Origin of the sequence: Paraburkholderia aromaticivorans, assembly GCF_012689525.1 — a bacterium.
In the GTDB taxonomy this organism is placed as follows: Bacteria; Pseudomonadota; Gammaproteobacteria; order Burkholderiales; family Burkholderiaceae; genus Paraburkholderia; species Paraburkholderia aromaticivorans_A.
The window spans coordinates 829,962-851,253 of sequence record NZ_CP051516.1; the positions used below are offsets into that span (position 1 = coordinate 829,962).

The 21,292-nt window shown below is 57.1% G+C and carries 14 protein-coding genes; 6 read left to right on the top strand and 8 right to left on the bottom strand.

Features of this window, described 5'->3' with window-relative positions; translation table 11 throughout:
* Positions 1-3 precede the first annotated feature (3 nt).
* The 4 genes from HF916_RS31710 (at position 4) to HF916_RS31725 (ending at position 3,787) form a co-directional block, all read left to right on the top strand.
* The gene (locus HF916_RS31710; RefSeq protein WP_168792817.1) at positions 4-1,005 is read left to right on the top strand and encodes a glycosyltransferase family 2 protein; all 1,002 of its coding nucleotides are present in this window, start codon (positions 4-6) and stop codon (positions 1,003-1,005) included.
* Positions 1,002-1,652: an acyltransferase gene (locus HF916_RS31715; RefSeq protein WP_240975773.1), complete on the top strand. Its 651-nt coding sequence runs from the start codon at positions 1,002-1,004 to the stop codon at positions 1,650-1,652. The genes HF916_RS31710 and HF916_RS31715 overlap by 4 nt, the downstream gene beginning before the upstream one ends.
* Positions 1,649-2,803 carry an NAD-dependent epimerase/dehydratase family protein gene (locus tag HF916_RS31720; RefSeq protein ID WP_168792818.1) on the top strand — a complete coding sequence of 385 codons (1,155 nt, stop codon included), beginning with the start codon at positions 1,649-1,651 and terminating at the stop codon, positions 2,801-2,803. Before HF916_RS31715 ends, HF916_RS31720 begins: the two co-directional genes overlap by 4 nt.
* 75 nt (positions 2,804-2,878) lie before the next feature.
* A complete protein-coding gene (locus HF916_RS31725; protein WP_168792819.1) occupies positions 2,879-3,787 on the top strand; it encodes a glycosyltransferase family 2 protein in 909 nt (302 codons plus the stop codon).
* Here HF916_RS31725 and HF916_RS31730 read toward each other — a convergent pair.
* The 3 genes from HF916_RS31730 to HF916_RS31740 all read right to left on the bottom strand — a co-directional run bounded on the left by HF916_RS31730 (position 3,750) and on the right by HF916_RS31740 (position 8,933).
* The gene (locus HF916_RS31730; protein WP_168792820.1) at positions 3,750-5,087 is read right to left on the bottom strand and encodes a hypothetical protein; all 1,338 of its coding nucleotides are present in this window, start codon (positions 5,085-5,087) and stop codon (positions 3,750-3,752) included. The genes HF916_RS31725 and HF916_RS31730 overlap by 38 nt on opposite strands.
* Positions 5,088-5,210: 123 nt before the next feature.
* Positions 5,211-6,314 carry a dTDP-4-amino-4,6-dideoxygalactose transaminase gene (gene rffA, locus HF916_RS31735; RefSeq protein ID WP_240975843.1) on the bottom strand — a complete coding sequence of 368 codons (1,104 nt, stop codon included), beginning with the start codon at positions 6,312-6,314 and terminating at the stop codon, positions 5,211-5,213.
* A gap of 243 nt (positions 6,315-6,557) precedes the next feature.
* Complete coding sequence (locus HF916_RS31740) at positions 6,558-8,933, bottom strand: polysaccharide biosynthesis tyrosine autokinase (protein ID WP_431311460.1); 2,376 nt, start codon at positions 8,931-8,933, stop codon at positions 6,558-6,560.
* A gap of 516 nt (positions 8,934-9,449) precedes the next feature.
* Here HF916_RS31740 and HF916_RS31745 point away from each other — a divergent pair.
* Positions 9,450-10,571: a glycosyl hydrolase gene (locus tag HF916_RS31745; RefSeq protein WP_168792823.1), complete on the top strand. Its 1,122-nt coding sequence runs from the start codon at positions 9,450-9,452 to the stop codon at positions 10,569-10,571.
* A 15-nt stretch (positions 10,572-10,586) separates the two neighbouring features.
* Here the strand turns inward: HF916_RS31745 and HF916_RS31750 are convergent, their stop codons facing one another.
* The 4 genes from HF916_RS31750 to HF916_RS31765 all read right to left on the bottom strand — a co-directional run bounded on the left by HF916_RS31750 (position 10,587) and on the right by HF916_RS31765 (position 16,372).
* Complete coding sequence (locus HF916_RS31750; protein WP_168792824.1) at positions 10,587-11,693, bottom strand: glycosyltransferase family 4 protein; 1,107 nt, start codon at positions 11,691-11,693, stop codon at positions 10,587-10,589.
* Positions 11,694-12,289: 596 nt separating this feature from the next.
* The gene (locus HF916_RS31755; RefSeq protein WP_240975775.1) at positions 12,290-13,552 is read right to left on the bottom strand and encodes a glycosyl hydrolase; all 1,263 of its coding nucleotides are present in this window, start codon (positions 13,550-13,552) and stop codon (positions 12,290-12,292) included.
* Between the two features lie 828 nt (positions 13,553-14,380).
* The gene (locus HF916_RS31760) at positions 14,381-15,463 is read right to left on the bottom strand and encodes a glycosyltransferase (protein WP_168792825.1); all 1,083 of its coding nucleotides are present in this window, start codon (positions 15,461-15,463) and stop codon (positions 14,381-14,383) included.
* 45 nt (positions 15,464-15,508) lie between these two features.
* Positions 15,509-16,372: a sugar transferase gene (locus tag HF916_RS31765; protein WP_168792826.1), complete on the bottom strand. Its 864-nt coding sequence runs from the start codon at positions 16,370-16,372 to the stop codon at positions 15,509-15,511.
* 1,029 nt (positions 16,373-17,401) lie between these two features.
* Between HF916_RS31765 and HF916_RS31770 the strand changes: the two genes are divergently transcribed.
* Positions 17,402-20,497: an acetoacetate--CoA ligase gene (locus HF916_RS31770; protein ID WP_168792827.1), complete on the top strand. Its 3,096-nt coding sequence runs from the start codon at positions 17,402-17,404 to the stop codon at positions 20,495-20,497.
* A 39-nt stretch (positions 20,498-20,536) separates the two neighbouring features.
* On the opposite strand, the gene HF916_RS31775 is transcribed toward HF916_RS31770, so the two are convergent.
* Positions 20,537-21,271 (bottom strand): ABC transporter ATP-binding protein, encoded by a 735-nt coding sequence (locus HF916_RS31775; protein ID WP_168792828.1) that lies wholly within the window; start codon positions 21,269-21,271, stop codon positions 20,537-20,539.
* Positions 21,272-21,292 lie beyond the last annotated feature (21 nt).

Sequence of the window (21,292 nt, forward strand, 5' to 3'; positions counted from 1 at the left end):
AGCATGGATACAACTCTTCAGAACCCGGTCCACGAGCAAACCGCGCCTGTGTTGTCGGTTGTCGTGCTTTGTTATCGGCAAGGCGAATACGTCGGTCCGTGTCTGCAAAGCGTGCTTGACCAGAAGCTCGATGTGCCGTTCGAGGTGATCGTGGGTGACGACAACTCACCTGACAATTCCCTCGAAGTCATCGAATCGTTTCGACTGCGCTATCCGGATGTGATCAAGGTCGTTTCGCACGAAAAAAACGTTGGCTTCTCGGGTAACTTCGCTGATACGGTTGCTCTTGCGAGAGGCGAATACATCGCCAACATCGACGGCGACGATGTCATGTTTCCCGGCAAACTTCAGCGTCAGCTCGATTTTTTACGGGCTCACCCGGAATGCGGTCTCGTCGTGCACAAGATGCGCACAGTCGACCAGGATACGTTGGAGGTCGTGCCGTATCCGCTGTCGGAGAATAAACCGGCAACGTTCGACGCTGAGTACCTCATCAAGCAGGGACCGTTCTTTTTTCACAGCTCGGAAATGTACCGGGCGCACTTGCGCCGCCGCCATCCCGTCGACGTCGGTCTCAAGTCAGTGGCTGACGTGGCCCATCTGATGCAGGTCCTGATGGGTTCGCAAGGCTGCTATCTCGACGAAGAGTTGGGACTATACCGCGTCAACCGAACGGGTTTGACTTCCGTGCGCATCAACAATCCCGCGCGCCATAGGGAATGCCTCAACGACGTGATTCAGACCTGCCAGATCGCGGCCGATCTCGGCATGGCGAGCGACGCTGTTAACCAGGGGCGAGCAAAGTTCTATCTGACCTCGGCCATCTTCTTTCTGGAGCACGGGCACGAGGATAGTTTCGAGGACTGCATCGAGTCCAGCTGGCGCGCAGCTCGAATCGGTCCGAAACAGATGGCTTTGTACGCCATGCGCCGCTGGCCTGGTACGTTGCGCCCGGTCTATAGGCGGCTCAAGCAGATGGCCGGACGACAACGGCTCAACGCATGAGTACGACCATGCAGGAGAACGAGCGGCCTGCCACCAGGAGAGTGAGGCTTCTCGATCTGTGTAACCGCGTGTTCCTCGCCTGGTACCGACTCAAGACGCGGTTGTGGTACGCGCATGTGTTCGAGTCGGTCGGCGCGAAAACGACGATTTTTCGTCCCATGCTGCTCGCCAACGTGCATTACGCGTCGATCGGCGAGCGTGTGCTGATCCGGCCGGGCGCGCGCATCGAGCTTGTCGTGATGGACGCGGCTGCGCCGCCGCGGCTCAGGATCGGAAACCACGTCAATATCGAGCAGAACGTTCACATCGTATGCGGTTCTTCAATCGAGATTGCCGATGGCGCGACCATTACCGGGAACGTTGCCATTGTCGATGTCGAGCATCCGTATGAGGACGTGAACGACACCACTCGCATTGGCGAGCGTATTCGCACGCGAGGTAATTACGTGGTGATCGGGCAGGGCGCATTTATTGGATTTAGCGCAGTCATTCTGCCCAACGTGAAAATCGGCCGCCACGTCGTGGTCGGCGCGCATTCGGTAGTGACCCGCGACGTTCCCGACTATTGCGTGGTCGCAGGCAACCCGGCGCAAATCATCAAGCGCTACAACTTCGAAACCAGATGTTGGGAGAGGGAGAAACAATGAAAGTCCTGATTACGGGTGGCGCCGGCTTTATCGGCTCGAGTCTGGCGCGCAAGCTCTGCGCCAACAATGCGGAAGTCACGGTCCTCGATAACCTCTCCCCGCAGATCCACGGAGAGAATCCCAGTGTCACGTCGGCGATCTTCGCATCGTTGCCGGAAAGCGTGCACTTCGTGAAAGGCTCGGTGACCGATCGGGCCATGCTCGAACGCGTCATGCAGGGGCAGGACGCGATCGTTCATCTTGCGGCCGAGACGGGTACGGGCCAATCGATGTACGAAGTCGATCGCTATGTCGACGTGAACGTGCATGGCACGGCACTGATTCTCGACATACTGGTGAAGAATAGCTGCAATACCGTGCGCAATGTGGTCGTTGCATCGTCGCGCGCGATCTACGGCGAAGGCAAGTACCGTTCTCCGGCCGCCGGCATTCTGTATCCCGGTCCGCGGAAGGAAAAAGACATGCTCGAAGGCCAGTTTGAACATCTCTGCCCGATAAGCGGCGAAGCGATGGAATGCGTACCCACCGACGAGGAATCGAAAATCCATCCGACGTCGCTTTACGGTATTACCAAGCAGACTCAGGAACAGATGGTGATGACGACCTGCCGGTCCATCGGCATCGATGCGTCGGCGTTGCGTTATCAGAATGTCTACGGCCCGGGGCAGTCGTTATCCAACCCTTACACGGGCATTCTCTCGATCTTTTCGACGCGCATCAAAAACGGCAATCCGATCAATATTTTCGAGGATGGCTTGGAAAGCCGTGACTTCGTCTATATCGATGACGTGGTGGACGCGACCTACGCAGCACTCACCAACGCCAACGCGGCGGACAACGTGTTCGGCATCGGCTCGGGCGTACGCACTTCGGTCATGGACGTCGCAAAGACATTATGCGAGGCGTATGCCAGCAATGTCAGCATCTCCGTAACCGGCGCATTCCGCCTGGGCGATGTCCGCCATGTCTATGCCGATTTGACCAAGGCAAGGGACATGCTCGGGTTCGAGCCCAAGGTGTCGTTTAGCGAAGGCATCGCACGGTTTGCCCATTGGGTCGACCAGCAGCAGGTGATGGCCGATACCTACGAGAAAAGCATCGCCGAGATGCGGGAAAAGGGTCTATACAAGGGCGTTGAACGCGCCGCATGACATTCCGGTGACGCGCTCACGCCATGACGGAGGCGCCGCGACGGGCGCCTGCGCAACTCATTTGAAGGACGCGATATGTCAACGAGATATGGTTCGCCGCTGATCGGGATTGTCACCGTGCTGTATCGCTCCGATTCCGTGCTTCCCGATTTTTTCAAGAGTCTCGCCGCCCAGCGCGATGCGAATTTCAAGCTGTACGTGATCGACAACAGCGAGAAGGATTCGGGGTGTGCGATATCGCGCGAGCTTGCGGCGCTCAACAATATTCCCGCCGATATCGTGTTCAATGATGACAATGTCGGCGTCGCTCGCGGCAACAATCAGGGCATAGAGATGGCGCTTGCGGACGGATGCGAGTACGTTCTGCTGGCCAACAACGACACCGACTTTCCGGATCCCGACGTGATCGCGGGATTGGTGCGGCACACCGAGGAAGCGGGCGCGTTGGCCTCGGTGCCCAAGATCACTTATCACGGCACCAACCGGATTTGGTGTGCGGGCGGAAGATTCTCACTGCTTACCGCCACCACGCCGCACGTGGGCGATCGGAAGGAGGATCGCGGGCAGTTCGACGAAGAAATGTTTACGGAATACGCGCCGACCTGCTTTATGTTGCTGCACAAGAGCATCTTCCAAACGATTGGAATGATGGATGAAAAATACTTCGTCTATTACGACGACAGTGACTTCGTCTGGCGCATGAAAAGTGCCGATATCGGCCTGCTGTACGTGCCGACATCGAGTGTCGGTCACAAGGTGGCGGTGTCCACCGGGGGCAATGAAAGTCCCTTCAGCCTGTTCTATACGGCGCGCAATCGCGTTTATTTCAGCCGCAAGCACCTCGCGCCGGCACATCGTGCAATTGCAATTGCTTATGCGATCGTGACGTTGACGGTCAAATGCGTGAAGTTCTCGCCGGCGGCCAGATCGAGCGTGCTCAAAGGACTTAGAGCCGGCTTCTCATTGTCAGTCGCCGATCATTGACTGAACTACCCGTGTCGCTACTCTGGCGCGCTGCAACTTTTGCGGCATGCAGCCGCGCATAAGCGATGGCGACGAAGGTCCATGGCGCGAGATAGGAGAATTCCGGCACGGAGATCATCATCATCACCCAGGTCGTGACGCAACACTGGCGCAATGCCATCCCCTCTGCCGACCAATCAAGTTTGAAAGCCGGGTAAAGGATCAACATGCTCACGAAGATGAGCCCTACGACCCCAGTGTTCACAAGCAGGGTGGAGAAAAGATCGGTCGATCGTATATAGCCAAAGCCGATCCCAAACAGCTGGTTGGCAAGCGATCCACCTGCCCACATGTCCATCGAGGCACGGAAGAAGCCGGATCTCTCGACACCGGACACGTTGCGTCCGTCTATCTTGTCAAGAATCATTTGTTGAAAGAGATCGGCAATGTAGTCTCTTGCCAGATACGCCACCACAAATAGTATCAGCGCGCCGACCATGGCCTTGATCGGATGAAAGCGGATCTTTTTTATGCGGATGAGCAAATAAACAACATAGCCGATAAAAGCGGTCGACGAGGTACTCAGAATGAGCGAGGCGCCAATGATCCAAACCGGCAGGCGTTTCTTCGATGTCGCATTGAAGTAAACCCAGAACGGGAACATCGACAAGGCATACATTGACGGCTCGCCGGTGAGGCTCTTCAGCCGTTGGATATGGAAGCCGTGGATATCGAGCCATTGGAAGGAACTCCCCGTCACCGAGCCGTCCGCCAATGTTCCGTCATTGTTTCGAAATTCGGCGCCGAAGGACCGGTTGGAAATGAAGTCGCCGGGCTGGCCGGTCACGATAAAGTAGATGACTTCATATATGCCGTACGCAGCGAAAATCGCCGCCGAGGCAAGCAGCCATTGTCGCCACGACGGTTTGTAGAAAACATAGACATATGATGCATAGAGCACGACGGCGACGAGATAGATCGTCTGTGTGAACAGACTCTTTCTGAGTACGAAGGTCGACACGTCGGTGTCGTCGATGAGCAGAACTTTTGTAAAATCAGGTTCGTAGGTGGCTGCGGTGTCAGCGAGTTGCGATGCAAGGAAGAAGAATATCCATACCGAGGCCGCGGCGATCAGGAAGTTAACATAGCGGGTGCGTGAAGCGCCGGCCCACGCGAGTGCCAGGGGCAATGAAAAAAAACACATGATGTAACCCACTGTCGTGCCCTGGACGGCCGGCATGAGCAGTACTGACGTCACAGGCATGGCGAATACCCAGACGAAATAGTACAGATCGGCGTGCGAGGAATTGCTCTGTTTCATGGGATTCCAGAGGAGGCTTGCAAACCGGTTCAGGAAGTGGGCGAATGACATCCGGACGCTGACAAAAACTCTTTCGTCAGCGTCCGGAAGCTAATCTCGCGTGCCTGACGGGAATCTGCCGCCTTAATTCAGAAGCGCGCTAAAAATGTCGACCACTCGCATTTGCTGCATTTCGGTCAAGCCGGCCCAGAGGGGAAGGCGGATCAGGCGTTTTGACTGATTGACGGTAACGTCCAATGAGCCGCCAACTTTGCCGTACCGCTGTCCGCCTGGAGAAGAATGAAGCGGAACATAATGAAATACTGAACCTATTTCCTGTCTTCTGTACTCGTCGAGTATGCGCTGCCGGACGTCTTCATCTTCAACCAGCACGTAGTACATGTGTCCGTTGTGCTTGCATTCTTTTGGTATGACGGGGCGACGCAGTGCGCCTTTGCTCTCGAACGGCTCGAGAAGAGCATGATAGCGCTCCCAGTTTGCGAGGCGTGCCTGTGTAATCTTTTCAGCATCTTCCAACTGTGCCCAAAGATAAGCAGCGATCAGCTCACTCGGTAAGAAAGAAGAGCCGACTTCCTGCCAAGTGTATTTGTCGACTTCTCCGCGAAGAAAGCGGCTGCGATCGGTGCCTTTTTCGCGGATTATCTCCGCACGCCTCGTGAGAGCGGGGTCGTTGATAAGCAGGGCGCCGCCCTCGCCTGAGATGATATTTTTGGTTTCGTGAAAACTGTATGCTCCGAGGTCGCCAATGGAGCCCAGGCCGCGGCCCTTATAGGTGGCCATGACGCCTTGCGCAGCATCCTCCACAACTTTGAGTCCGTGGCGTTGCGCAATGGACAGGATAGTGTCCATTTCGCATGCCACCCCGGCGTAATGCACCGGGACAACTGCGCGGGTTCGTGGCGTGATCGCCGCTTCAATCAATCGCTCGTCGAGATTCATGGTGTCTTCACGGACATCCACGAAAACAGGCACGCCACCGCGCAGGACGAATGCGTTCGCCGTTGAGACGAACGTGTACGAAGGCATGATGATCTCGTCGCCCGGTTGAATGTCCAGCAACAGAACCGCCATTTCGAGCGCGGCTGTGCATGAGTGAGTCAGCAGAGCCCTGCTGGAACCGCTTCTTTCCTGCAGCCACTGGTTGCAACGTCCCGTGAAACAGCCGTCACCAGCAAGCTTCTTACTGAAATGAGTTTCCGCGATGTACTTCAATTCGTTACCCGTCATGGCGGGTGAATTGAAGGGAATGCGGTTCTCGTTTACCTCGATTCCAATTTGCGGCGTGGATCGGCTCATGAATAGTTCACCCCACATGATCGAGAACAAATTGTTCTCGCTGCAACACATAGTTGGGTCTCGAAGCTGTCCGGCTTCGAGACCCTGCTTTCCGGCGAACTCGCCAGGTGTTTTAAAGAGCAAATTGCGCGAGCGCCCTTCCTGTAGAACCCAACTGGAAATTGCTCTGTAGCGTCATACTTCGTCAGTCTCTTTGAGCGTGCGCGTGTACTGCGCTGCGTGCTCGTAGCTTCTCCAGTTGCTGGGCCGCTTGGGAATTGCGTTGAAGACCGATCCCAGAAGTCGTCCTCCCGCGCGCCGCAGCTTCTTGACTGTTTCAGCGATCTCATCTTCGCTCTGCATGCCAGAGCGAAGTACGAGGACGGTCGCGCCTGCGTGGGGTGCCATGATCGCGGCGTCGGTCACCACCAGGAAAGGCGGCGTGTCGACCAGCACGAGGTCGAACTGCTCGCTCAACTGATCAACGACCTGCTTGAAGTCGTGCATCATCAAGAGCTCTGACGGGTTGTCCGGATAGGCGCCGCATGAAATAAACGACAGGCCGCGAACACCAACGGATCGCACGGCATCAGCGCTGCGGATCTTGCCCTGAAGAACCTCGGACAAGCCGCCGCGATTGGATTGCTTGAAGAAAGAGGCGAGGTTTCCTCGGCGCATATCGGCATCGATGAGCAGGATGCGCAAGCCGACCTCCGTGAGAAGTATGGAAAGATTCGCCGCAACAAAACTCTTGCCGGTGGACGGGCTGGGACCCGTCAACATCACAATGTTGTTCTTCTTGTTCAGACGATCGCGACATACCTGCGTGCGTACCTCGCGAAGCGCTTCGACCGAAGGTTCATGAGGCAACCGGCTGGCGAGAATCCGCGCGGCTGCCTCGCGCGCGACCCCCGCGGCGAAAGGGGCTGTCGAAGGCTGCACGTCGAGCGCGTCCGGCGCTAACGAATAAGGATCTGGCAAGCCTGGCACGCCGTCATCACGGCCGGATAACGGTTCCCGGGAAGGCTGCACTGATGTTTCATTCTCCAGCTGAGCCTGTTGTCGGCTGAATAGCACTTCGCCGAGGACCGGCACGTCCAGCCTGCGTTCTACAAAGAGCGGGTCGGTGACACCGGTCGTTGCATAGCGTCGTATCACGATGAAGAATGCGCCGATGAAAAAGCCCAGCCCGCCACCTGCGAAGATCACCAACGGGCGGTTCGGCTTGACCGGCCGATACGGCTGCATCGCTTCATCGACAATATGCGCGCCACCGGTCGCGCTTGCGCGGCGTACGGAGAGCTCCTCGGCTTTGCTGACCATACCCAGATAGATGGTCTCTGCCACCTTTGCATCGCGGGTGAGTTCGGCGTTGCGCCGCTCGGATGTTGGCATGCTGATAAAGCGTGAGTCGAAAGCCCGCTTTGCATCGGCCAGTTGGGTGAGTTGCGCGTCGATCGTTTTGACCTGCTGGCTGTCGGGCGTGAAGATCGACGTGGCCTGCGTGCGCTGCAGTTGCAAGGCCGACATGCGCTGCTGCAGTTCGATGCTGCCCTGCAGATAGGACTGCGCTTCGGTTGTCGGGCGCATTGTCTCGGTCGACGATTGATAGTCGCTCAAGGCCTGTTCGGTACTCGTGAGATCGTGTCTCAGCCGCGGCAATTCGCCTTGGATGAATTCAAGGGTTTTCGTGTCGTTAAGCTGGCGGCTTGAAACCGAGGACGCAATGTACTGTTGGGCAACCGCATTCGCGACGTCGGCGGTCAGACCACGGTCTTTCGAGGCAAAAGAGATCTGGACGATGCCCGTGTCTTTGGTTACTTCAGCGATCTTGAGTTGACGCCGCAAGCCGTCGATTGCATCGAGGGTATTGTGGTGGGTTACCGTGAAACGGGTGCCGGGTCTGGCGACGAGTTCCTGGACCGTGATCGACAGCCCGTCAGCCGTCGCCATTGACTTGCCCGTTTCACCACGCAGCAAGAGATATCCGTTGGGTATGCGAAGTTCGTACTGTCCCTTGTCGAGCGCGGTCAGTTCGAGAGGTTTTTCCTCGAGATACGAGGGCACCTTGAGCGACGGAATTCCTAACGTTTCGCCCCCCCAGGCAAATGAACTTAGTCCGAACCACGGCTTCAGGGGATGGCCGGGTTCCGCGAATTGCTCCGCGAAATGTCCGAGTATAGGGAAGGTATGCGGCACCACCTCGACATCGAACTGAAACCGGCGAATCACCGGTTCCAGCACGGAACGGCTTTGCATGAGGGAGATTTCCGCAGCGGTCGTTTGCGTGCCTTGCTGCTGCTGTGCCATGCCATCCTGGCGGGAAATGCCGAGGGCATTCGGATCGGGCGGAGCAGGCGGGTCGACACGCACGACGACGTCGGCGGAGTAGGTCGGTGCCGAAAGAAAGGCGTAGGCGATCGCGAACGTCGTCGCTATCGCGACGAATGCCAGGAGAGTCCAGATATGGTCTCGCAACAGATGAAGCATGTCGCGCAACGAAAAGTTACCCTCCTCGTTGCCCGCACGAGACGATCCGGAATTGAAAATATGGGTGTTCAAAGGCGCCATCTCCAAGGTCGGGGGTGACAAACTTCTCGATGGTGCGACAAACTGCGCCGCGTCGATCATTGGACACCGACCCTGGGACTCGCCAGGGTCGAAATTGGTACGTGGATTCACATTGGTTCGACGAATCGCTGGCTCGGATTTGATGTCGTTGCCTGGCCCGCCACCCGCCGATTCGTCTGCCGCGTCCAACGACGCGACTCAGGGCGAGTGTGATATCAATACCGCCTTTACCACTTCGGAGTCTGTGGTTTAGCGCACGTTGCGCTGCGCTGGTTCAGTTAAAGTAGGCGGATACTGCGTTAAGCACGGGTAGTATTTTTTTCTTATAGCGTTACGGCAGGATTGACGGAGATGCCAAGTCATATTTACCGGCCTCAGCATTATTTACGCCGTATTCAATGCTGCTACCTTGGATGGCCGTGAGCTTGGATGTCGCCTGCAATCGGTTTGGCTTGGCACGGCAGCATTCGAATGCGGACTCACAAATATTCGTAACGACAGCGAGGCGCCAGTCAGATGTTGAAACGATCATCCGCTATTGTTATTGTCTTTACTGGAATAGCAATCAGTCTCACCATTGTCACTCTTGTTCATTTGAAGGAAACCAAATGGTCGGACTTCATTCTGGAAAGCGCACGGCCTGCGAATAGGCCTTCCTACGTTCCGGTCGCGGCTGCGCCGCAGATTCCATGTCCCACCGGGCGCACGGGTGTTTTCTATGGAATCGTTGGCCATGTCCAGCAGGGTGGTGTCTATGCGGCGCGCAGCTTCAATGCGCAGATCTCCCAGCTACGGGATCTTGGCGTGACTATATACGCACAGGACGTGGGGGACAAAGCCGCAGCGGAGAATGTCGCGCGTCTTGCGCGTGTGGCGGCGGCGCAGTGCGTCGGCATACTGCCGTTGATCATTACGCCGGACGTGCAGGCCAATTTGAACGAATCAATGGCTTATGCTCAAGGTCGCAAACTCGGATTCGACGCGGCTACGGCGTTGAAAGGGCTGGTTTCGCACTATCAAGTGGGTAACGAATTCGACAACGACGTGATTCTCAACGGCGCGAGCGGCGACTATCCGTCCCATTACGATAATGCAAAGTACCGGAAGGCGCGCGGCGCGATTCGCGGCATGATAGACGGCATCAAGGAGGTCCAGCCGTCTGCCCGGATACTGCTGGGCTCGCTAAGCTGGCTGCACTATGGTTTTTCTGACATGCTGAGCGACGGTACTGAACCGGATGGGGCGCGGGATACCACAAAAGTAGTGGAGTGGGATATCACAGCTTGGCACTGGTACTCCGAAATGAGTCCAAGCCGGGCTTCGTGGCTACCGCAAGTCGACATCCTGAAACATGTACTGACGCATCTAAGTACGCAATACCAAAAGCCAATCTGGATTACGGAATTCGGCGTGCGACCGGATTATTCTGACGGGGAACCTGGAGCATACCTGGTTGGACAGGACGGACTAGGCGGTTTCGTTGCGGACGCAAAAAAATATGGAATCCAAAATGTTACGCTCTATCAGTTATACGATCAGCCGGATGAAAAATACGGCCTGATCGAAGGTGATGGCATTACACAAAAACGGCGTTTCGCACAGGTGAAGAGCTTTATCGCGGCACACCCGATGCCTTAAGCATACCTCGCAATATCAAAGCTTTTCCAAGGCGCGCAGCAGGATTTGCGCGCTGGTTTGCCAGCGGTACTTGCTCGCGTGAAGATAGCCTCGGTGCTTAAGGTCCGCTCTGAGTTCGCTGGAATAAAGCAATGATTTCAATTTGTCGGCGATGTCGTCCGAAGAGTACGGGTCGCAATAGAGCGAGGCCTCGCCGCAAACTTCGGGCAACGCGGCCGCGCTGGCCACCAGGGTAGGGCAGCCATTTTTCATTGCCTCGAGCGGCGGGATTCCAAATCCTTCGTAGATTGACGGATAAACGAAGCAGCGCGCATGTTGATAGAGCGCCTTTAACTTGCTGTCGCTCACATATCCGACATATTTGATGTTGGGGGCAATGTTGGAGATGTCGTCAATCTTGCCGAAGATCGGGTTCTTCATGCCAACGATGACAAGGTCGAGCGAAGGATCATTGACCTGACGAAACGCTTCGACAATTCGCGCGAAATTCTTGGTCGGATTGAGATTGCTGACCGCTAGTACGAACTGATTCGACGTTAAGGTATTTTCGCCCAGGACGCTTGTCTCGGGTTCCAAGGCGTCAAGGTGATCGGCGCCGAGCGGGACGACGCCGATTCGCGAAGCGGACACGCCGCAATGATGGGCTAGGCGTTGGCGAGAAAAGTCAGAGTTGGTCACGATGCAACTCGACGTGCGCGCAAGAATCCAGAACATGATCCGATACCATGCACGGAAGCGTAGGGAGAAATGGGCGGGCGTGTCGAATACGGCCGCGTCGTGCATGAAAATGACCTGGCGAGGGCGGAATATCGATCCTGAATTACTCAGGTTGACGATTCGGCGCCGCCCGGCAAATAGGGGGAGCACTAACTGCTCCCAGAAAACCCCTTTGCCGAAGCCAATCTTGACGGTCTTTGCGCCATCGACGGGCAATATTTTGTCGCCGGGCGGGACGACGACAGTTACATTCTTGATTTCCGGGAGTTGCGTCATCGCAACAATAAGTTCTCGCGCAACGCGTTGTACTCCGGTCGTCTTCTGACCCGTAAATCTCCCGTTGTAGACAAAATCTTCCGGCCCGGTAAGTGAGTCAATCGCGTTTTCCAATGCACGTGAAGACATATTTCGTCCTTGCTGTCGAGGCATTCGTTATCGGCGGCCCAGGTTAGGGAAAGCCAAACGGAAAAAATATCGAGGTAAAAGCAAGCCGGCCTGATTTGCCGCATGCGTTTGAGCGTCGCGTGGCAAATTCCCCGAGATCTTCAATTTGGCGTGCCACGCCGGGCAGGCGCGATCGTTCGCATGGCGAGCGTGATAGCGCGTCAAGGTCGTGATGCGGGTCTAAGAAAAGCCCCGCGCTCTCTACTTGAAGAGCGCCGCGCGCACGGCGCGATTGGGATGAGCGTCCACGGTATCGGGTCGAATAGTCGGGGTCCGTTCGTTACCGCTCATATTGTGGAAAAGGGAGTTCGATCAGTACGCGTGTGCTGATGAGCGAATCGCGATCGTGGATAGTCGTATCTGTTTCGATATTCCGAACAGACGCCAAATCAGGTGAGGGTCAACCCATTTTGGCCACTAGAAGGCCGCAGATGTCGTTAGATCCCGTGCACTCCGACCAGCACGGTTTGCCTTCAAGGAGAGGGGCACTCGATGAAGAAACGCGCCAGCGTCGAGGCGCTGGCGCGTATGCACAATGACAAACAAACCAACTGCATTTACATCGGGTGCGACGCGATAAAGGACTTTACGCTCGTGTACTGCGCCTTTTTCGTCTTGCCATCACTCTGAAGCAGTCCGTACGCGCCTGCAGGATCGTCGTACAGTTCGTACATCTGGATAGATTGCAGGTTGTAAGTCGAAGCCACCGACGCGTATTCTGCCATCATCATATTGCCGGTCAGATAGGTCGCAGCTTGCGCGTTCGTGGCCGTCCAGGGGCGAACGCCATATTCGGTCAACCAGATCGGTTTGCCGAACGCCTGAAGCTTGGACAGCACGTTGTAGCAGCCCGACCCACCGCAGATGTTCTGAATATCGTCATACTCGTTGTACCAGTGCCACGCCGTCACGTCCCAGGAAACGACGGGATGACCACCCGTGCCATCCGGTTGCGTGCCCTGCGCGAGCATCTGGTCGAATCCCCAGTGCAGCCAGGTTCCCGCGCCCATGACAATTTTTCCTTGCGTGTCAACGGACTTGATGCCGTCGATCATGCCGCGGATTGCGCCACGCGCAAGCATGAATTTGCTGTTGGTGTAATCGGTCGAGAAGGTGCCGTCGTAGTTGCCGGCGAGGGCGTCCGCTTCAAGTTCGTTGCCGACCTCGTAGTACGACGCGTGCATTGCTGAGGCTACTTGCTGACCGAGCGCATATCCAGCGTTGTAGGACGCGGTTTCATTCGCGTACTCCTGCGGCGCGATGAGGAGCACCGGATACACAGTGACGCCTCCGGCAGCCATAGTGGTCGAAAACTGTGCAAGTGCCGTCGCAGCCGCCTTGTCGGAAACGTCGCTGCGATACATCGTTATTCCGAGATCTTGAAGCTGCGCCAACTGGGTTTGCGGGCTGGACGTGCCGTAGGCACCGCCTTGCTGGAGGTGGCCGTTGACGCCGTAAAAAATCTTGCCATTCGACGTCGGTGTTGTCGGTGTTGTCGGCGTTGCCGGTGTTGTCGTTGCAGGCGCCGACGGGTTGCGCTTCGCCCTGTTGGCCACTGCCGCTGCGTCGCTCGAAGAGTCGCTGCCACCGCCGCAAGCTGCGAGGAGGACGCTGCCGACAATCGCGGCGCCAAGAAGACGCACCTTATGCGACGACAGGATGCTGTTGACGCGCGTGCGGCGCAGAGGATTATTCGGTCGTAATTTAGTACTGCTTAGTTGAGTGTTATGCATGGTTGTTAGGATTGCGAATAATAAAAATTGAGGGTTCAAATAATCGGCGAGTTTCCAGAACACCATGCAATTCGTGCGGGTGTCCAATCAATCCCGCGTTGAAACCCGAAGGAAAGAGACGAGACGCTACCCCGGCGTGCAGCCTTTTGTAGGGTCGGTGTGCTTAACACGGAGCCGACAAAACTGGATCGCCGTTTACCTCACCGCTAAGGACGCTGCACAGCCCCGGCTTTTCGCGAAGCAGGCAGGTGCAGGTACTCGCGGCTCAGTTCGCTACGCGCAAACGTTTGCCTTTCGTATGGAATGAAAGGCGTAATTCATGCAGCGACGGTCGATCGCTGCACCGCCTCGCCCGGCTTGGGATTTGCAGAAGCTACCGTTGCAAGATCCTCGCGTAGAGAGGGAAAACCCTTGGATGGAAGTTCGCATCAGTAAATAGTGCTTGCTAAAAATGTGTGGACGGCCGCGTTGAAGCCGTTGATTCTTCATACAAAAATGAAATCTTTTGTAAAATCTACCGAGAGCGAATCCTAACATGAATAGAAAAAATGCCCAACCGAAAATTATGTCAGTAATTAGTACTTTTAACAGGGTCGGAGGGTTAAATAAGACAGTACTGTTCGGACAAAGTGTGAGCGTAGTACGCCACTAAGCTAGCACTGGAATATTGGTTAGCTTAGCCAATCAATGCCATTCTGCCGATGTCGCAATTTCGCACCAAACCCCGCTGTTCTTAGGGTTTTTGCGGAGGAGAAAACTTCAGGGGATTGCGTTCGTTCGGCCTGCCGGCGTCTGCAACATGCCGACGCGCGAGTCGAATTAGAGCGATCGAGGGAGGACGATACGCGCTTGTCAGCGCGATCAAGACGAGAAAAAAAGAAAAATAAATGAGATATAAAACGCCAATATTTTTATTTACGTCATCTGCGTTTCATAAAGCGCGGTCACGTCATCGAAGAAGCGGTCTTCGCTGAAACGCTTACCTACTTCGTCTTGCGCGCGCTCAGCAATGGCGATCCGAAAGTCGTCGTCGTCCATCATCCGAGTTAGCGAGGCCACAGCCTCTTTGGCGCTATTGAAGATCATGCCGGTCCGGGCGTGACTAAGAACGTCGATGTTCCCTGGGCAACCCGAGGCAACGATCGGTGTTCCGAGCGCCATGGCTTCGATGATAGAAATGGGCATCCCCTCCCACGAGGAAGTGGACAGGTAGACTTCTGCGCTTTTAACCCTTTCCAGCGCCACCGACCGGCTGAGCCAGCCGGTGACCGTGACGTTCGCCTCACCGAGTACTTTCTTTGCGGCTTCGTCACCATCGCCGATCCAGACGAATTCGACACCTTGTCGTTTGAAAAGACGTGCGATTTCCGCGAACAATTCGGGGTTCTTCTGTCGTCTGATTCCGCCGACGGTCACGACGCATCTGGACGGACGGGTGCGCTCGTGAGTCGAAGCAGCCAGGTGATCTGTTGCCACGTGTTTGTCGAGCGCGTTCTCGACCAGTACCACTTGCGTGCGCAAGTAGCGTCGTACGATTGCGCGTTCACTCTCGGAGCATGCGACATACGTGGATTTCTTCAGGCAGGCCAACGCCTCGAGTCCGATGAAACATGTTTTTTTTAGCCTGGAGACGTCCGAGCGCATGAAAGAAATGCAATGCGGACTGTAAAAGAACTTGGCCGATTTCAAAGAGGAGATGGTTGACAGTCGTCCGAGGAATCCCGCAAACGACGAGTGCAGGTGAACGATGTCCGGGCGCAAACTATTGAGCTCGCGACGCAATCCGAACAGGATGCTGGTCACCGGCCGGCCTTTCATCTGAAATTGCCGCAAGTGGACGTTCGGATGAAAGAGGGAGGGTAAATTGTCGGGCGTTTCGCTGCGCTTGGAAAATACTACGTAGACTTCGTGACCCTCACTCGCCAGACGATTCGAGATCATGCATACCACCGAGAGCGTGCCGGTAGCTGTCGATTCGACAACATGAACGATTCTCATCGGCAGTCCGTAAGGATCGATTCAACATGGTTCGATTGCATTCGCTCAATACGCTCCGCTTCCGTCAAAAACAACCTTGAACGTGCGCAGCAGAATGCTGATGTCGAGTAACGTTGAACGTCGCTTCACATAGGAGACGTCGAGCGCCACTCGCGTCGCATAATCGACATTGTTTCGTCCACTGACCTGCCACAATCCTGTCACTCCAGGTCTGACCGACAGGTAGTAGTGGGCGTCGGCCCCATACCGCTCCAACTCCTTGTTGACGATAGGTCGGGGGCCAACCAGGCTCATGTCGCCGCTAAGGACATTCCAGAGTTGAGGAAGCTCGTCAAGGCTCGTCTTGCGCAGAAACCGGCCGACGGACGTGATGCGGACATCCTTCTTCAGTTTGAAATCGCGATTCCATTCCTCACGCGCGCTGGCGTCGGTGGCAAGGAGTTCGGCGAGAACGACGTCGGCCTTCGGTACCATGGAGCGGAATTTAAAACAGCGGAACGATCGTCCGCCTCGTCCAACGCGCGGATGACCAAAGAAAGCCGAGCCTCCGTCGCTCAGTACGACGCAACCTATTACGAGAAAAATCGGCAGCAGGACAAGGAGCAAGGCTGACGCGCCGAAAATATCCAAAACGCGTTTCGTGACGTCACTTTTCCTTGTCGGAATGTCAGGGTCGTTCGCCGCCGACAACGCACGGCAAGCCAGGGGACTTGTGGCGGAATCTGCTGACACGTCCGCAGAAAAGGATTCTTCGCCGCGACTGAATTCGGATGCGCTATCCATATGCGGAGCTGAAAAGTCGCGATCGCCCATTTCAGGATGGTCGGCGTGCGAACGACCTTCGTAGCGGGTATCGAAAGGATTGACTTCCTTTGACACTGACTCCGATACCTTGCCGACTAAAGCCATTGCTGCCCCCGGTTCAAAGTTCGTTGACGAGTACATCAGTTTCGGCGTTGCAAGTCGTACCGGTCATTTCAACCGTTGAGGCAAGGCGCTCGCCGAATCGGACAAAACGAATTCATCAGACGATCTGCGGCGGACAACTAAAATAGGGAGGAAGATGGATATAGAAATATATTATTTCTATACAAATTGGCTGCTGATTATTGAAAAGAAAAGTTAAAATATAGAATAAAACCTTCTCCGTACGACACGAGGAAGCGCGCCGCCATCATGCGAGGCGTCGTGTTCCCCGGCAACAAAAATCATAATTATTTAAGTTAGAAGTATAGCTTTGTAGTCCGGCGTCCGACCATGGAAAAGTCGTAAAACGCCGAAGTCTTGGCCGACCCAGAAAGACATGCCAACCAATATCGCCTTACATTAAACGGTAATTATTGGCATTGTGAAAATGTAATACGTCAATTGTTCCAATTGTCATTTCCAAGCGGATGCAAAAATAAACCGGACTTCATCTAGCCGGCTGTCCGCTCGTAACTCGGCATTGATCCACGATTGGCTCAATGCGGTAATGGGCACCTGCTGCGTGTTTGGTCGAGCATGTGTAGACGTAGAGTATCTGTACGAATGACGCTACTCCGTTCGGTACAGCACATAAACCTCGGTTACCGCGCGCCTCAACCGCCGCCTCGATGTGTATGATGAAAGCGGCTTACTGCGCAGACGGCCGGCTTGTTGAGATGACCGTGGCAAGTCAGCGCACTGCGTAGCAGGTTCCTTGTCAGATTACAGCCGGACCGTAACGAGAATTTCATTGTATGAAGTGTGCGATCAAAGTCTGCGGGCGAGTGTTCGACTTCGTACGGAATACGCTAAATCGATCAGCTAATCTGTGCAGCCGAAAGGCGAGGTTGAATGTCCCCGAAGTCCCCATCAGGGTCGCGATCAGGAAACGCAGAGCTGCAGTCGGTGCGCGTGTCGCGTCCGATGCGTGGTCGATTCCAAGCGACGTCGCATGACATAAGTGGAGCCTCCATGAATCGAGTCGACCTACCCGGCCGATCGTTTGCGCCTGACCGCTCGACGGTGCACACACCTGTCTACGCGAGTACGGTTGAGCAAGTAGATGCATCGCAAATAACAGCGTTCAGCACTTTCCTGCGGACCCACACAGGTCGCTCCTTTCGCGATGACGAAGCGCTCCACGATTTCTCCGTGCGAGAGTTCCGAACTTTCTGGCAATGCTTCGTGCAGTGGTCGTCCGGACTCGAATGGTCGGGCGATGTGGAGCCGGTCTGCCTGGGCGACGACTGCGAACACGCGAGCTTTTTCCCGCGGATGCAGTTGAATTACGCGGACAATCTGCTAGCGGTGTCAGCGGCGCAAGCCGACGCACCTGCATTGACTGCCTGCCACGCCGATGGTCGCCGTATCCACCTCACCCGCGCGGAACTGCGCGAGCGTGTGGCGCGCCTCGCGCAGGCGCTGTCGGAGTTGGGACTGGCTGAGGGTGACCGCGTGGTTGGCGTTCTGCGCAACGACGCGGATGCGATCGTTGCCGCATTGGCCGTCGTGGCCCTCGGCGCAACATTGTCGACTGCGGCGCCGGAGATGGGTGTCGACGCGATCTGCGATCGCTTCATGCCGCTCGCGCCACGTATGCTGATCGCACACACCGCCGCGCGGACGTTCGACACTGGCGCCTCGGTTGCAAGCAGAATTTCGGATCTGGCGGCCGCGTTGCCATCGCTACAAGATGTCGTGTGCCTCGACGAGGGGACTTTGCCGAGTACGGTGACGCAGCCGGTCCATTCGCTCACCAAACTGCTCGACGCCGGCGATGCCGACCGCTTCGTGTGGCGGCGGTTCCCATTCAACCATCCACTGTTCATCATGTTTTCGTCGGGAACCACCGGCAAGCCGAAGTCCATTGTCCATGGGGCCGGGGGCACGCTGCTCGAGCACCTGAAGGAGCATCGTCTGCACACGGACCTGCGGCCAGGCGACCGACTGTATTTCCACACGAGTTGTGCCTGGATGATGTGGAACTGGCAGCTGTCCGCATTGGCTTCCGGCGTCGAGATCGTGACATACGATGGCCCGATCTCGACGGTCGACACGCTATGGCGCCTCGTAGCGCAAGAGCGCGTCACGGTGTTCGGCACGAGTCCCGCTTACCTGAAAATGTGCGAGGAAGCGGGTCTGGAATGCGGCACGGAGTTCGACCTCGGCGCGTTGCGCGCGATGTTGTCGACCGGTGCCATATTGTTCGACGCGCAATTCGAATGGGTGCGCGCTCACGTGAAGGCGCTGCAACTGCAATCCATCTCGGGCGGCACGGACATTCTCGGCTGTTTTGTGCTCGGCAATCCGAATCTGCCTGTCTACGCTGGCAAGGCCCAATATAAGAGCCTTGCGCTCGACGTCCAGGCATGGGAGCGAGGGGGGCGCAGCGATGGCGTTGGCCAGCTCGTTTGCGTCAATCCGTTTCCCTCGCGTCCTCTCGGGTTCTTCGGCGACAAGGACGGGACGGCCTTTCACACGGCTTATTTCGCTAGCAATCCGGGTGTCTGGACGCACGGCGATCTGATCTCGTTTTCGCCGGACGGCGGCGCACGGATGCACGGCCGCTCCGACGGCGTGCTGAACGTGCGCGGCATCAATGTGGGTCCGGCTGAGATCTACCGGGTTTTGAATGATATTCCAGAAATCCGCGAGGCCCTGGTCGTCGAGCAGAGAGTGCGAGATACGGCCGGCAATCAATCGGTCCCCGACGATTTCGAGTCGCGCGTCGTGTTGCTGCTGGTGCTGACCGACGGCGCCGTGTTGAACGGTTCGCTCGCCGCCCGCGTGCGCCGCGACCTTGCGCGCCGCGCGTCGCCCGCGCACGTGCCGGACCGCATCATCGCAGTCGATGCTTTGCCGGCAACTCATAACGGCAAACTTTCCGAAGTCGCCGCGCGCAACGCGGTCAATGGCCTGCCGATCGGCAATGCGGAGGCGTTGCGCAATCCCGAGTGCCTCGAGTCGATCCGGCGTCATCCGGCGCTGAATCTGGCCACACGTGAATTGCCGCCTGTGGGGGAGAGCCGCGAGCAACTCGAGGCGCATTTGCAGGCGCAATGGGAGAAGTTGCTCGGTGTCGCGCCGATCGGTCGCGACGACAACTTCTTCGATCTCGGCGGTCATTCGCTGCTGGCAACGCGTTTGCTCGCCGAAGTCCGCCAGTCGACCGGGCGAGCGATTCCGTTCACCATGCTAATGATTGCGCCGACCATTGCGCGGCTCGCCACGCTCATCTGCGACGATGCGCTGCCGCCGTCTTCGCCGACCCTCGTGCCGGTGCGCGCCGGCACCGGCCTGCCGCTTTTCCTCATGCACAGCGCGAGCGGCTCGGTGATGGAATGCCTTGCGTTGATCGGCGCGCTGAATAGTCCGCGCCCGGTATATGGTCTGCTGGCGCGCGGTCTCGACGGTGAGCAGCCGGCGCAGTTGCGCGTCGAAGACATGGCGTCGAGCTACATTGAACAGATGCGCACCGTACAGCCAAAAGGGCCGTACGCGTTGGCGGGCTATTCATTCGGCGGGCTGTTGGCGTTTGAGGTCGCACAACAGTTACGACGCGCGGGCGAGCGGATCGAATTGCTTTTCATGCTCGACACGTACGTGGATCAACATTGCCTGCCGTGGATGGCTCGGTTGCAGCGGCGCGCGGGCTCTGCCCGCTCACACTGGCAAGCGCTGCGCACGCTTCCCGTGGCGCGGCTTCCCGGCTATCTGAATGACCGCTTCGCGGGCGTGATGGATCACCTGCGGATGCGCGCGGGGCTCATGGCGCGGCGACCCCAAGGCTATAGCCCCGCGATGCCGCCGCTACTGCGGCATATGCGCGAAACGACGCGGGTCGCGATGGCGGCCTATCGGCCCAAGCCCTACGACGCGGGACCGATCATCTATGTCCGTGGAGCGGTTGCGCAGAATGGACACGGCGACCCGGTGCTGCTTTGGCGGCGAATCGCGCGCGCCGGGCTGGTAGTGACGGAAGTCGCCGGCGGCCACGCCGACCTGATCGTCGAACCCAGCGTGCAGTTCGTGGCGGCGGAACTCGATCGCGGTCTTGCGAGCCTATGAGTTCGATAAACGCGTTATCGGCCGGGACCGGTGTGCGCCTCAGTGACTCGCCCCCAGGTACGCCGCTTTCACCGAAGGATCGTTGCGCAATTCCGCTGCGGGCCCATGCGCTGCGATCCTGCCGTTCTCCAGCACATAGCCATAATCGGCCACATTGAGCGCCGCGGCGGCGAACTGTTCGACCAGCAACATGGTGACGCCCTGACTCTTCAGGTTCCCGATGATGCGAAATACCTCTTCGACCAGAATGGGCGCGAGTCCCATCGACGGTTCGTCGAGCAAGACCAGATCGGGGTTCATCATGATCGCGCGCGCCATGGCCAGCATCTGCTGTTCGCCGCCGGAAAGCGTGCCGGCCAGTTGATGGCGTCGTTCCTTGAGCCGCGGAAACATCTCGATCGCGCGCTCCAGATCGGCCTTCACGTCGCCGCGCGGCCGTGCCGACGTCAGGCGCGGGAACGCGCCGAGCATCAGGTTGTCGGTCACGCTCATGGTCGCGAACACGCGCCGGCCTTCCGGCGAATGCGCGAGTCCGAGCCGCGCGATGCGATGTGACTCCAGCGCGTCGATGCGCCTTGCGTCGGCGCCGACGCCCATCGTAATCTCACCGGCACTCGGCCGGATCATGCCGGAGATCGCGCGCATGGTCGTTGTTTTGCCCGCGCCGTTGGAGCCGATCAGCGTGACGACAGACGCCTTCGGCACATCGATCGAAATGCCGTGCAGCACTTTGACCTTGCCGTAGCCCGCATGCAGATTTCTGATCGATAACATGTCTGTTCCGGTTGGCACGCC